Source organism: Sphingobium sp. B7D2B (assembly GCF_025961895.1).
Taxonomy (GTDB): domain Bacteria; phylum Pseudomonadota; class Alphaproteobacteria; order Sphingomonadales; family Sphingomonadaceae; genus Sphingobium.
Map to the genome: position 1 here is coordinate 172,872 of NZ_JAOQOM010000001.1, position 13,442 is coordinate 186,313.

Annotated in this window: 13 protein-coding genes; 8 read left to right on the forward strand and 5 right to left on the reverse strand. The window is 64.4% G+C overall.

Going from position 1 to position 13,442, the window contains the following annotated elements:
- Nucleotides 1–15 precede the first annotated feature (15 nt).
- Together M2341_RS00795 and M2341_RS00800 are read left to right on the forward strand one after the other, a co-directional pair.
- A complete protein-coding gene (locus M2341_RS00795; RefSeq protein WP_264583868.1) occupies nucleotides 16–1,347 on the forward strand; it encodes an ammonium transporter in 1,332 nt (443 codons plus the stop codon).
- A 197-nt stretch (nucleotides 1,348–1,544) separates the two neighbouring features.
- Complete coding sequence (locus M2341_RS00800) at nucleotides 1,545–1,946, forward strand: MAPEG family protein (protein ID WP_264583869.1); 402 nt, start codon at nucleotides 1,545–1,547, stop codon at nucleotides 1,944–1,946.
- Between the two features lie 22 nt (nucleotides 1,947–1,968).
- On the opposite strand, the gene M2341_RS00805 is transcribed toward M2341_RS00800, so the two are convergent.
- Nucleotides 1,969–2,403 carry a TIGR01244 family sulfur transferase gene (locus tag M2341_RS00805; RefSeq protein WP_264583870.1) on the reverse strand — a complete coding sequence of 145 codons (435 nt, stop codon included), beginning with the start codon at nucleotides 2,401–2,403 and terminating at the stop codon, nucleotides 1,969–1,971.
- 91 nt (nucleotides 2,404–2,494) lie between these two features.
- Nucleotides 2,495–3,604, reverse strand: coding sequence for an N-acetyltransferase (locus tag M2341_RS00810; RefSeq protein WP_413715674.1), 1,110 nt, complete (start codon nucleotides 3,602–3,604; stop codon nucleotides 2,495–2,497).
- 207 nt (nucleotides 3,605–3,811) lie between these two features.
- On the opposite strand from M2341_RS00810, the gene M2341_RS00815 reads away from it, so the two are divergent.
- The gene (locus tag M2341_RS00815) at nucleotides 3,812–4,915 is read left to right on the forward strand and encodes a fatty acid desaturase family protein (RefSeq protein ID WP_413715176.1); all 1,104 of its coding nucleotides are present in this window, start codon (nucleotides 3,812–3,814) and stop codon (nucleotides 4,913–4,915) included.
- Between the two features lie 80 nt (nucleotides 4,916–4,995).
- Nucleotides 4,996–5,334: a DMT family protein gene (locus M2341_RS00820; RefSeq protein ID WP_264577726.1), complete on the forward strand. Its 339-nt coding sequence runs from the start codon at nucleotides 4,996–4,998 to the stop codon at nucleotides 5,332–5,334.
- Between the two features lie 23 nt (nucleotides 5,335–5,357).
- Here M2341_RS00820 and M2341_RS00825 read toward each other — a convergent pair whose 3' ends face one another.
- The 3 genes from M2341_RS00825 to M2341_RS00835 are packed head-to-tail and all read right to left on the reverse strand — an operon-like array spanning nucleotide 5,358 to nucleotide 7,576.
- The gene (locus M2341_RS00825; protein ID WP_264583872.1) at nucleotides 5,358–6,263 is read right to left on the reverse strand and encodes a YdiY family protein; all 906 of its coding nucleotides are present in this window, start codon (nucleotides 6,261–6,263) and stop codon (nucleotides 5,358–5,360) included.
- 58 nt (nucleotides 6,264–6,321) lie between these two features.
- Nucleotides 6,322–6,813, reverse strand: coding sequence for a crossover junction endodeoxyribonuclease RuvC (gene ruvC / locus M2341_RS00830; RefSeq protein ID WP_264583873.1), 492 nt, complete (start codon nucleotides 6,811–6,813; stop codon nucleotides 6,322–6,324).
- 19 nt (nucleotides 6,814–6,832) lie between these two features.
- On the reverse strand, nucleotides 6,833–7,576 hold the full coding sequence (locus M2341_RS00835; protein WP_181561084.1) for a YebC/PmpR family DNA-binding transcriptional regulator: 744 nt from the start codon (nucleotides 7,574–7,576) through the stop codon (nucleotides 6,833–6,835).
- A gap of 205 nt (nucleotides 7,577–7,781) precedes the next feature.
- On the opposite strand from M2341_RS00835, the gene M2341_RS00840 reads away from it, so the two are divergent.
- The 4 genes from M2341_RS00840 to kdsA all read left to right on the forward strand — a co-directional run bounded on the left by M2341_RS00840 (nucleotide 7,782) and on the right by kdsA (nucleotide 13,442).
- Nucleotides 7,782–8,864, forward strand: a complete 1,083-nt coding sequence (locus tag M2341_RS00840; protein ID WP_319801035.1) for a glycerophosphodiester phosphodiesterase — start codon at nucleotides 7,782–7,784, stop codon at nucleotides 8,862–8,864.
- Between the two features lie 43 nt (nucleotides 8,865–8,907).
- Entirely contained in the window at nucleotides 8,908–11,706 is a 2,799-nt protein-coding gene (gene polA / locus M2341_RS00845) for a DNA polymerase I (RefSeq protein ID WP_264583875.1), read from the forward strand.
- 27 nt (nucleotides 11,707–11,733) lie between these two features.
- Nucleotides 11,734–12,528 (forward strand): SDR family NAD(P)-dependent oxidoreductase, encoded by a 795-nt coding sequence (locus M2341_RS00850; RefSeq protein WP_264583876.1) that lies wholly within the window; start codon nucleotides 11,734–11,736, stop codon nucleotides 12,526–12,528.
- A gap of 77 nt (nucleotides 12,529–12,605) precedes the next feature.
- Complete coding sequence (gene kdsA, locus M2341_RS00855) at nucleotides 12,606–13,442, forward strand: 3-deoxy-8-phosphooctulonate synthase (protein WP_264583877.1); 837 nt, start codon at nucleotides 12,606–12,608, stop codon at nucleotides 13,440–13,442.

Sequence of the window (13,442 nt, forward strand, 5' to 3'; positions counted from 1 at the left end):
TAAAGGGGGTAACGCATGACACCTTTCAAGACATTCTGCGGCGCGGCGGGGGCTCTGGGCCTTTCGCTCTTCGCCGCCTTGCCCGCATGGGCGCAGGAGGCCGCAGCGGAAGCTGCGCCTGCCGTTCCCAATCCGGGTAACAACGCATGGATGATGACGGCCACCGTCCTCGTTCTCCTCATGATCCTGCCTGGCCTTGCCCTGTTCTACGGCGGCCTGACACGTTCCAAAAACATGATCGCCACCATGACTCAGATCGGCGCCGTTGCGGCGCTCGCGATGCTCATCTGGGTGATGTACGGCTACGGCCTCGCCTTCGGCCCCGAAGGCAATCAGTTCATCAGCTGGGGCAAGTTCTTCCTTGCTGGCATCACGCCGGATTCGACGGCCGCGACCTTCACGTCTGAAGTGATCTCGGAATATGTGTTCGTCAGCTTCCAGATGACCTTCGCCGCGATCACCATCGCCCTCGTGCTTGGCGGCATCGTCGAGCGCATGAAGTTCTCGGCCATCATGGTCTTTGCCATCGTCTGGCTGACCATCGTCTACTTCCCGGTCGCCCACATGGTCTGGGAAGCGCGCGGCGTATTCTTCGCCATGGGTGCTCTGGACTTCGCCGGCGGTACGGTGGTGCACATCAATGCGGGCGTGTCCGCGCTGGTCGCCGCCCTGATCCTCGGCAAGCGCAAGGGCTTCCCCAGCGAGCCGATGCCCCCGCACAGCCTGACGCTGACCATGGTCGGCACCGGCCTGCTGTGGGTCGGCTGGTTCGGCTTCAACGCCGGTTCGGCGCTTGAGGCCAATGGCTCGGCGGCTCTCGCCATGATCAACACCTTCGTCGCCACCGCCTCGGCCGGTCTCTTCTGGATGCTCACCGAGCGCGTGATGGGTCACAAGGGTTCGGCACTCGGCTTCTGCTCGGGCATCATCGCCGGCCTCGTCGCCGTGACACCCGCTGCGGGCAACTCCGGTCCGTTCGGTGCCATCGTTCTCGGTGCCGTTGCCTCCATCGTCTGCTACTTCTTCGTCGCGAAGGTGAAGCCGGCGCTGGGTTATGACGACTCGCTGGACGCCTTCGGCATCCACGGCGTGGGCGGCATCATCGGCGCCATCGGCACCGCAGTGGTCTATTCGCCCTCGCTCGGCGGCCCTGGTGGCGCCGACTATGCGATGGGCGACCAGCTGGTCACCCAGATCACGGCCGTGCTTGCCACGATCGTCATCGCCGCCGTCGGCACCGTCATCGCCATGTTCATCGCCAAGGCCCTCACTGGCCTGCGGGTGAGCACCGAAGTCGAGCAGGAAGGCCTCGACCTCGGCGAGCACGGCGAGCGCGCCTACAACTGATCCGAATTCGGCGGGGGCGAAAGGTCCCCGCCGTCCGTTGTTCCTCCTGCGAACATCCCTGGGCCGGCGTGAAAGCGCCGGCCTTTTTTTGGGCGGCCGCAGCTGACGATTTGCAGTCCCGGACACGGCAATTTCATTTCGCGCCTGACCGTCCTATTCCTCGTCCGGCGAAAGACGCCCGATGAGGAGACTGAACGATGCCGATTGAACTGATCATTCTGGCCTGGGGCTGCCTGCTTGCCCTCGTTCACATCTTCGCTGCCGTGCGGGCGAAGACCGCGCAATATGGCACCGCGTGGAATGTGGGGGCGCGCGATCAGTCGCTGCCCGAGCCCAGACCGCTCGTCGGGCGGCTGGCGCGGGCGCAGGCAAATTATTTCGAGACCTTTCCGATCGTCGCCATCGCCATCCTCATCGATGCGCAGCTTGGCCTGTTCGATCGATGGACGGCCATCGGCGCCGCGCTCTGGCTCGGTGCGCGCATCGTCTATCTGCCGCTTTATGCTGCAGGGGTTCCGGTGGTGCGGACGATGGTGTTCGGCATCAGCATGATCGGCGTGCTGATGCTGCTCTGGCCGGCGCTGCGCCTCGCGTTCTGAACAGGAGCGCTGGCGGGGTCAGTCACCCCTTCTCGCTGGCCAGTGCGTGCATCATCTCGCGAATCGGCGAGAGATCATAGCCCGCCGCCGCCGCCTGCTCGGCCAGGACATGGGGCGAGTCGCCGGCCCGTGCCCTTGCCAAAGCCCAAAGCAGCGTGCTGCGGGTGCCGGAGCGGCAATAACAGAGCGCCTTGCCCTCGCCATTCTTCGCGAGTGCCTCATCCAGCGCATCGAGCTGCCAGGGCGCAAAGCCGCTATGCGAGACGGGAATGGCGACATAATCGAGCCCCGCCGCCCGCGCCGCCGCCTCGATCGTGTCGCCGGAGGTCTGGTCTGCGGACTCACCCTCGGGTCGGTTGTTCACGATGAGCGAGATGCCCATCGCCGCAGCCTGCGCCACGACATCCGCATCGATCTGCGGGGCGACGAATAGGGATGGGGTCAGTTGCCGCAACATGGCGCGTCTCCGATAAGGGCCTTGCCCGTCCCTAGGCCCGGCAGTCCCCTGCGCGCAAGAGAGGGGTTGCCGGTACCGATTTGCGAAGCGGTCAAAGCGGCTTCTGGTAGATCACATAGCTGCGGTTGATGCGGCTCTCGATCGCCTCGGCAATGGCTTTCATGCCCTGATTATCATCGAGGATCCAGCCGATCTCCCCACGCGTCGCGCCATAATGGGTGATGGCATCGCGGCGGATATATTCGATCATCATGAACGCCAGCTGGCTCGCCATGCGCGAGGATTGGAGCCGCTGGACCACGCCCATCAGCGGCACGCGCATGGTGCGGACCTTGGGCTTGCGCAGCCACCAGAGCAGCTTTGCCCAGCCGAAGGGGAAGAGCGTGCCGTTGAGGCGGGCAAGCGCTTCGTTCATGTCCGGCAGCGTCATCATGAAGGCCACCGGCTCGCCATCCAGCTCGGCAATGCGAATCAGGTCCTCGAACACCAGCGGCTTGAGCGCCTTGCCGAAATGCGCGACCTCATGATCGGTGATCGGCACGAAACCCCAGTTGCGGCCCCAGGCATCGTTGAGAATATGCAGGATGATCGCTGCATCCCGGTCGAACTCGCTCTTGTCGACATGGCGAATGCGAATGCGCTCGTTGCGCTCGCCGGATTGGACGATCCGTTGGATCAGCGGCGGAAATTCCTGCGTGATGTCGAGCTCGTAAGTATCGAGCTGCTTGGCATGGGCATAGCCGGCCGATTCGATCCACGCGCGATATTCCGGCCTGTTATGGCCCATCATCACCGTAGGTGAATGGTCGAAGCCCTTCACGAGAAGGCCTGGCTCCTCCCAGATGGAGAGCGAGATCGGGCCGAGCACCCGGGTCATCCCCCGCTCGCCCAGCCAGCCTTCCGCCGTCGCGATCAGCGCGTGCGCGGTCGCTTCATCCATAGCCTCGAACATGCCGAAATTGCCCGTTCCCGGCCCCATGCCCTGCTCGGCGGGCATGGAAATGGCGAGATGATCGATATGCGCGCTGACGCGTCCCACGACCTTGCCGCCGCGCCGGGCGAGGAAATATTGATGCTCGGCATGTTCGTGAAACGGGTTCTTCCCCGGTGTCAGCAGGCTCCGCACTTCGCTCTTCAGCGGCGGCACCCAATGGGGATCATCGGCATAGATGGTCCATGCCAAATCGATGAACGCCGCCATGTCGGCCTTGCCGGAGACGGGAGTGATCACTAAATCGGCTGACGTCACGGCGATACCCCTGTCCCGCGCTTCGACGATGAGGCGCTGCTGAGAGGGCACAGCACTGCGGAACTGGCGGCGGATTTGTCAAGCCGCGCGCCGTGGCGGCAGAACAAAATCACATTGCTGCCATGATCTGTGCTCATTCGACCGATAGGACCCCTCTGCATGACCGCAATCGACCAGAGACTGGACGCCGCGCCGTCCGCGCCAGCCGGCAAGGCCCCCGCCGCAGCGGGCCCTCCGCTGGCAACCACGCCCGATGACATGGCGATGCTCCGTGCCGCCGTGGATTTGACGCGCGATCTGGCAACCGCGCGGCCGGGCATTTACTGGCCTGATTTTCTGGTCTCCGCGCTGGTCGGCTATGCTGCCATGGCGCTGGCCATGCTGGCCTCGCAGGGTTGGGTGGTGGCCCTCGCTGGCTTGATTTCCGCTCTGGCACTGTATCGCGCGACGAGCTTCATTCACGAACTGACGCATATCCGGGCGGGTGCGCTGCCGGGCTTTCGTTTCACGTGGAACCTGCTGATCGGCATTCCCTTGCTGTTCCCCTCCTTCCTCTATGAAGGCGTGCACACCCAGCATCATGCCAAGACGCGCTATGGCACCATTGATGATCCCGAATATCTGCCGCTTGCGCTGATGAAGCCGTGGAGCCTGCCGCTGTTCATCCTCGTGGCCGCTCTAGCCCCGGTGGCGTTCATCGTCCGCTTCGGCGTGCTGGCACCGCTCAGCCTCGTCATCCCGCCGCTGCGCCGGTTCATCGTGGAGCGCTACTCGGCCCTCTCCATCAATCCCGATTATCGGCGCCGCGCGCCGGAGGGTGACTTTGCGCGGATGTGGGCTTGGCAGGAAGCCGGGACCAGCCTCTGGTCGATGGCACTCATCGCCAGCGTGCCGCTGCTCGGCTGGCGTCCGCTGCTCACCTATCTTGCAATCCTCTCGGTAGCGATGGTCGCCAATCAGCTTCGCACGCTGGTCGCCCATCTCTGGGAGAATGAAGGCGAGACGATGACGGTGACCGGCCAGTTCCTCGATTCCGTCAATGTGCCGCCACCCGCCCCACTGGCCGCGCTCTGGGCACCGGTCGGTCTGCGCTATCACGCGCTTCACCATTTGCTGCCGAGCATGCCCTATCATGCGCTGGGCGAGGCCCATCGCCGGATCGCGCAGCATCTGGGCGCGGGGTCGACCTATGATCGGGCCAACTATCCCGGCATGGTCCCACTGGTCGTTCGGATCGCGCGGAGCACGATGGTCGCGCGATAGTCACCACCGGTGAAAATCACGCTCCCGAGCGGCGTATTTTCCCCATCGCCTTCCCACGGCGAACCTGCCATTTGGGCTTCATGCCCACGATCGCGCTGCTGCTCGCCTCCAACATCCTGATGACCACGGCCTGGTACTGGCATCTCAAGGGCGGCATGAGCAAACCGCTCGCACTGGTCATCCTGATCAGCTGGGGCATCGCCTTTTTCGAATATTGCTTTGCGGTGCCGGCCAATCGCATCGGCTATGCCAGCGGCTGGAGCGCCGGCCAGCTCAAGATCACGCAGGAAGTCATCGCGCTAACCGTTTTCGGCGTCTTCATGGTCACCTTTCTGGGTGAACCGCTCCACTGGCGCCATTTCGGTGCCCTGGCCTGCCTCATCGGCGCGGTGGCGTTCCTCTTCTGGGGCAAGGCCTGACGCTGGCAGCAGCGAGGCGCGCGTCAGAAATCGTAGACCAGCGTCGCGCGCGTAATCGTATCCGTCATCTCCGAGCCTGCGGGCGGCGACGTCTCATGGCGCACCGCATAGGAGAGGCGCGCGGAGAGCGAACCGTTGAGCTTGCCGGTGAGGCCAGTGGTGTTCGCATAGCTGCTATTGCCGGAGCTCCACACCGCCTGGGCATTGTTCTTGAGCTCGAAGGCGCGTGAAATCTGCCAGCGCAGATCGGCGGCGGCGAGCGTGTTCAGTTCAGTCGTATCGGGCTCGTCGATCCCGACGGTGTGCCGCCAAGCCGGTCCGCCCTTGATGTCCAGACTGAAATCGGCCTGCCGCACCAGCCGCACACCGACGCCGCCCGAGGCCGTGGTGCGGTCCGAAAAACCCTGGAACCGGTCTTTCTCGTATGTCGCGAGCCCATAAGCGTAGATCGCGTCGTTCAGGGTGAAGTTGGGCTCATAACTTGCCAGCCACTGGTTGCGCGTCGTGACGCCATCGCTGCGCTGATAGTCGACATTGGCGCGGAACTTGTGCAGCCAATCGATCCCACGCCGTTCAAGCGAGAGACCTGCGCTGATGCCGGAGCTTTCGGTATTGCCGGTGGTGATAAAGCCACCCAGTTCGCCACTGCCTGACCAGGCGTGAAAGAAGCTCGCCTGCCTCAGCCGGGCTTCCCGCTCGGCATCAATGGCGGCCTTGTGCGCCTGCATCTTCTCGTCGATCTCCGCGGCATTGTCGGGATGCGTCTGCTTGGCAAAGCGCGCGACGGTGGCGAGCGCCCCGGCATCCCCGCTTGCGATGGCGGCATCCAGCATGGCCTTGACCGATGGCGGCAGTTCGGCCGCTGCGGGTGCAGCCACAACGCCGCTCGCGATCATCGCCATTGCGCCAAGCCTGAGGGCCGACTTCATGCCCAACTCCTTCTAAAACGACCGGACGACCATCCCGCACGGGGACCGCTTCCTGACCTCACTCGCCTCGCTCGAGCCGCCGACTGGCGCGAAGATGCGCATGGGTGATGGCGACGGCAAGTGCATCTGCTGCATCAGGGCCGACCACGCTCGTTCCCGGCAGCAATCGCATCACCATGGCGTGGATCTGATCCTTGCTCGCATTACCCACGCCCACAATGGCTTTTTTGACGAGCCGGGCTGCATATTCGCCGACCGGTATGCCGGTGCGCGCGGCGCCGAGCAAAATGACGCCCCGCGCCTGCCCCAGCTTGAGAGTGGATTGCGGGTTGGTGTTGATGAACACCTCTTCGACCGCCGCTTCCGCCGGCCGATGTTCCGCGATCAGTGTCGCCAGCGCCGCATCGAGCGCCACCAGCCGGGCGGGCAAGGCATCGCTCGCTGCCGTGCGGATCTGGCCATTGGCAATATGAGACAGGCGATTGCCCTGCGCACGGATCAGGCCCCAGCCCGTGGTGCCGAGGCCCGGGTCGAGACCCAGAATGATCATGGCCGCAAGATGCGGGCGATCACCCCAGCTTTTCCATCACGTCGTCGGGAACCTCGTAATTGCCCCAGACGGTCTGCACGTCGTCGTCATCGTCCAGCGCGTCGACCAGCTTGAGCAGCGTGCCGGCATTGCTCTCGTCCAGTTCCACGGTGGTCTGCGGCTTCCACGCGAGGTTGGCGCTTGCTGCGGCGCCGAGCTTGTCTTCCAGTGCCTTGGCAACCTCGTGCAGGGCATCCATGGCCGTCCAGATCTCATGTTCATCGTCGTTCGACGATACATCGTCCGCGCCCGCTTCCAGCGCAGCCTCGAAGATCGCGTCCGGATCGCCGACGGAGGCCGGATAGGTGATCAGGCCCATGCGATCGAACCCGTGGCTCACCGCGCCGGACGCGCCCAGATTGCCACCATTTTTGGAGAAAGCCGTGCGGACGTTGGTCGCGGTGCGATTGCGGTTGTCGGTCAGCGCCTCGACGATGATCGCCACGCCACCCGGGCCGTAGCCCTCATAGCGCACTTCTTCATAATTCTCCGCGTCACCCTTGCTCGCCTTGTCGATCGCGCGCTGGATGTTGTCCTTGGGCATGGACTGCGCCTTGGCCGCGTTGATCGCCAGCCGCAGACGCGGATTCATGTCCGGGTCCGGCGCGCCCATCTTGGCCGCGACGGTGATCTCGCGCGAGAGCTTAGAGAACATGGCCGAGCGCTTCTTGTCCTGCGCGCCCTTGCGGTGCATGATGTTCTTGAATTTGCTATGGCCTGCCACGGCCGGCTCCTTCGATTATGTGATCCGGATTTTTCTTGGGGGCCTCCTATCGCGGCAAGTCCAATCAGGCAACGGGCGCGAGGGCAGGAGGCAAAATGAGCGCCATCGTCCTGTCACGAAGATGCGCCAGCACGACGCGTAGGCTCGTGCCCGTCCTGACTCTCGCGATGGAGGTGGAATGTTGACCCGAAGGGATGCGATCGGCTTGGGCGTCGCGGCGTTGGCGACACCCGCTATCGGCAGGGAAGCCGGCCGCGCTCAGACGCTCGACGGCAAGGCGCCCCTCGTGTTCGCCCACCGTGGTGCGAGCGCCATGCGGCCCGAGCATACGCTGGAATCTTATGGCCGGGCGATTGCGGACGGCGCGGATTTCATCGAGCCGGACCTGGTGATGACCCGCGACGGCGTGCTCGTTGCGCGACATGAAAACGAGATCGGCGGCACCACTGATGTGGCAAAGCGCCCAGAATTTGCAGACCGCCGGACCACGAAGCAAATCGATGGCGAGGCGGTCACCGGCTGGTTCACCGAGGATTTTTCGCTCGCGGAACTCAAGACCCTGCGTGCCTTCGAGCGATTGGGTGCCATCCGCCCGGAAAGCCAAAGCTACGACGGCCAGTTCCCCATCCCGACGCTGGACGAGATCATCGCCTTCGTCGCGGCGCAAGCGGAAATGCAAGGCAGAACGATCGGCCTGATTCCGGAAATCAAGCACTCCACATACTTCGCCAGCATCGGCCTGCCGCCTGAAGACGTCCTGCTCAGTGCGCTGGCCGGCCACGATTATACGCGCCGCTGCCCGATCGTGATTCAGTCCTTCGAAACCACCAATCTGCGCGCCATTCGGCAGAAAATCGGCCGGGCGGCGAATATCCAGCTGCTCCAGTTGTTTGAAACCTTTGACCGCCAGCCCGCCGATGCCGCCCTCGCCGGGCTGAAGACGACCTATGGCGACATGGCATCCCCAGCCGGGCTCGCAGCCATTGCCGACTATGCCGACGCCATCGGCCCCTCCTCGCGCTCGGTCATGCCGCTGGACACCAATGGCCACCTCGGCAAGCCGACCACCCTTGTGGCCGATGCCCATGCCGCCGGCGTGCGCGTCTATCTGTACACCTTCCGCCCCGAGAACCACTTCTTGCCCAGCGAGCTGCGTGGTCCCGGTGGCGAGAATGCCCGGCATGAGGCGGGCTCGGTGGCAGAGATCCGGCGCTATCTGTCGCTTGGGGTGGATGGCTTCTTCACCGATGACCCGGCTCTGGGGCGCCTCGCCGTGGATGGAGCCTGATCGGCGCTGGCCTCCCGCCCGTGGCCGCGCTATCCCGCTTCACATGGCTTCCCGCAATCATCTCTATCTCGTCGATGGCTCGAGTTACATCTTTCGCGCCTATCACCAGCTTCCACCGCTCACCAACCGTCATGGCACGCCCGCCGGCGCGGTATATGGTTATACGGCGATGCTCTGGAAGCTCGCCGACGCGCTGGACAAGGAGGAGGGGCCGACCCATCTCGCGGTGATCCTGGACAAGGGCTCGCACACTTTCCGCAACGATCTCTACGATCAGTACAAGGCCCACCGGCCGCCCCCCCCGGAAGACCTGATCCCGCAGTTTCCGCTGATCCGCGAGGCGACCCGCGCCTTTTCGCTGCCCTGCATCGAGGAAGCCGGATTCGAGGCCGACGATATCATCGCCACCTACACCTGCCAGGCGGTGGCGCAGGGCTGGGACGTGACGATCGTCTCCTCCGACAAGGATCTGGCCCAGCTCATCCAGCCGGGCGTGGACATGCTCGACACGATGAAGAACGAGCGACGCGGGCCGGATTATGTGCAGGACAAGTTCGGCGTCGCGCCCGAGCAGTTGCGCGATGTGCTGGCCCTGATGGGCGACAGCGTCGACAATGTCCCCGGCGTGCCCGGCGTCGGCGCGAAGACCGCTGCGAAGCTCATCGGGGAATATGGCGACCTGGATGCGGTGCTGGCCGCAGCGCCGGATATGAAGCCATCCAAGCTCAAGGAGCGGCTGATCGAGCATGCAGAGCTCGCCCGCCTCTCGCGCGAGCTGGTGACGCTCCATTGCGAAGTCCCGCTGCCGCACGCGCTTGATGATCTCAAGCTGGATGGCATCCCCGCCGAGCCGCTGCGCGCCTTTCTTGAGGATCAGGGCTTCAAGGCGCTGCTGGCCCGCATGGCCAGCCATGCGCCGGGGAGGCAGACGGCCGATCCCGTCGCCGAGGCGGTCGTGGACGCCGCGCTCGACCCGACGACGCCGGATTTCGTCCCCCTGCCCCCGATCAACTGCGAGAGCTACGAAACGGTGACGACGCTGGAGCGGCTGGATGCGTGGATCGCGCAGTCCTACGCCAGCGGCATCATCGCCATCGATACGGAGACGGATTCCCTCGACAGCATGGCTGCCAATCTGGGGGGCATCTGCCTCGCCACCGCCCCCGGCACGGCCTGTTATATCCCTCTAGGCCACCGCAGCGGCGACGACATGTTCGCCGAAGCGCCGCCACAGATTCCCATTGCGGACGCCATCGCCCGCCTCCGCCCGTTGTTTGCCGATGCGAGCGTGCTGAAGATCGGCCACAACATCAAATATGATCTCAACGTGCTGGCCCGGCATGGGCTGTCTGTCACGCCCTTCGATGACACGCTGGTGATGAGCTTCGATCTCGATGCCGGGCAGTCCCTTGCCGGCCACGGCATGGATGAGGTTGCGCACGCGGTGCTTGAGCATACGTGCATCAGCTTCAAGGACGTCACCGGCACCGGCAAGAAGGCGATCAGCTTTGCGCAGGTGCCGCTCGATGCCGCCACACGCTATGGCGGCGAGGATGCAGACGTGACCTGGCGGCTGTGGACGCGGTTCAAGCCCCGCCTCGCCCAAGAAGGCGCGACCCGGGTCTATGAGCTGGTGGACCGCCCACTCATTCCGGTGGTCGCCGGCATGGAGCGTAGAGGCATCAAGGTGGACCGCGATCATCTCTCCCGGCTCTCCGGCCGGTTCGCGCAGGAAATGGCGCGACTGGAAGAAGAGATTCACGCTGAGGCCGGCCAGCCCTTTGCCATCGGATCGACCCAGCAGCTGGGTGCGATCCTATTCGAGAAAATGGGTCTTAAGGGCGGCAAAAAGGGCAAGTCCGGCGCTTATTCCACGGATGTGACCGTGCTCGAGCGGATGAAGGCGGATGGCGTCAAGATCGCCGGCCTGGTGCTGGACTGGCGCCAGCTTTCGAAGCTCAAATCGACGTACACCGACGCCCTGCAGGCCCAGATCAACCGCGATACCGGTCGCGTCCACACCAGCTACTCGCTGACCGGCGCGCAGACCGGCCGCCTCTCCTCGACCGACCCAAACCTGCAAAACATCCCCATCCGCACCGAAACCGGTCGCCAGATTCGCGATGCCTTCATTGCCGAACAGGGCAATGTGATCCTGGCTGCGGACTATAGCCAGATCGAGCTTCGCCTCGCGGCCCACATGGCCGATGTGCCGCAGTTGCGGGACGCCTTCCTGCGCGGCGAGGATATTCACGCGGCGACTGCCCAGGAGCTGTTCGGCGAGATGAACCGCGAGACGCGTGCGCGGGCCAAGACCATCAACTTCGCCATTCTCTATGGCATCTCTCGCTGGGGGTTGGCGGCCCGTCTGGAGATCGACGCGGACGAAGCGCAGGCCATGATCAGCCGCTATTTCGACCGCTTCCCCGGCATCTCGGCCTATATCAACGAGACGCTGGAGAAGGTGCGTTCCACGGGGCACACGACCACGCTGTTCGGCCGCAAGACCTGGTTCAACCAGATCAAGTCGCCGGTGCAGCACGTCCGTCAGGGTGCGGAGCGCGCCGCGATCAACGCCCCTATTCAGGGAACCAGCGCGGACATCATCAAGCGCGCAATGGTGCGGATGGGTCCGGCTCTTCGCGATGCCGGGCTGGACCGGGTGAAGATGTTGCTGCAGGTCCATGACGAGCTGGTGTTTGAGCTGCCGGAAGACGATGTGGCGGCCGCCACGCCGATCATCCGTTCTGTCATGGCCAGCGCCGCAGAGCCACTCGTTACGCTCACCGTGCCGCTTGGCGTGGAAATTGGGACCGGATCGAGCTGGGGGGCTGCCCATTAGGGGCATCCATATGCGGAAATCGACCTGATGCCCCACATGCTGATCTTTGGACTGGGTTACACCGCCACACGGCTCGCCGAGGCGCTCCGATCGCGCGGTTGGACGGTCGAGGCGACCGGGCGTGCCGGCACGATCGCATTCGATGACGACTCGGCGGTCACGAACGCCATGCGCCGGGCGACCCACATCCTGTCCTCTGTTCCTCCGACGGATGAAGGCGATCCAGTGCTGCAGCGCTACGGTGCCTTGCTGGAAGAAGCGCCTGCCGGTTGGATCGGCTATCTGTCCTCGACCGGAGTCTACGGGGATACCGGCGGCGCATGGGTGGATGAAAGTGCAACCGTCGGCAAAGGCCGGCGCAATGCTCGAGCCGCTGCTGATCTAGCCTGGCAGAATCTTGGCGCGCGCCTTCGGGTGTTTCGGTTGCCCGGGATTTATGGCCCGGGGCGCAGTGCCCTGGATCGGATTCGCGAAGGCCGGGCCCGCAACATCGATCTACCGGACCAGATATTTAGTCGAATCCACGTGGAGGATATCGTCTCAGGCGTGCTGGCGGGTATGGCTGGGCCTTCCGGCATCTATAATCTCGCCGACGACATGCCCTGTTCTCAGAATGACGTCATCGCGTTCGGTTGCGCACTTCTCGACCGGCCGGCGCCGCCCCTTCAATCCATAGAAGCCGCAGGCCTGTCTCCGGCCGCACGGGCTTTCTACAGCGAGAACCGGCGTGTCGCGAATGGCAAGGCCAAACGGCTTCTCGGATGGCAGCCCCGGTTTCCAGATTATCGCAGTGGCCTCGCCGCCTGTCTGGCGGAAGAATAAGCGAGCGGCGCCGACAACGCCGGCCGCCCCCGCTGCTCGGGCTTTGCGGGACCGCTTCGGGCGGCTATGCGGGGTCCATGACAGAGATTGCCCCTCACAGCGTCACCATCGGCCCGCTGCGCATCGCCAATGGCCGCCCGCTTGCCCTGATTGCCGGCCCCTGCGCGATGGAATCACGCGCGCATGCGCTGGAGACGGCGCAGGCCCTTGTCGAGATAACCAGCGCAATCGGGATGCCGCTCATCTACAAGAGCAGCTTCGATAAGGCGAACCGCACCTCTGTCGATGCGTCGCGCGGCATTGGCCTCGCGCAGGCGCTGGATGTCTTTGCAGATGTGAAAGCGCAGTTCGGCTGCCCGGTGATCACTGATGTGCATGACGCAGCCCAATGCGCGCCGGTCGCTGAGGTCGTGGACGTCCTGCAGATTCCGGCCTTCCTCTGCCGCCAGACCGATCTCTTGCTGGCTGCTGCCGCAACAGGCCGCGTCGTCAACGTCAAGAAAGGGCAGTTTCTGGCCCCTTGGGACATGGCGAATGTCGTGCGCAAGCTGCGCAGCGCCGGGAACGATCAGGTCATGCTGACCGAACGCGGCGCGAGCTTTGGCTATAACACATTGGTCAGCGACATGCGGGCCCTCCCGATTCTGGCGGAGACGGGCTGCCCGGTCGTTTTCGACGCCACCCACAGCGTCCAGCAGCCGGGCGGACGTGGAGAAAGCTCAGGCGGCGAACGGCGGTTCGTGCCCGTGCTGGCCCGCGCTGCAGTCGCGATCGGCGTCGCGGCCATATTCATCGAGACGCATGAAGACCCTGACCGCGCACCGAGCGACGGACCGAACATGGTGCCGTTGCGCGACCTGCCAGCGCTTCTGCGCGACCTTCAGGCTTTCGACGCGCTGGCCAAGCGGCGCTGA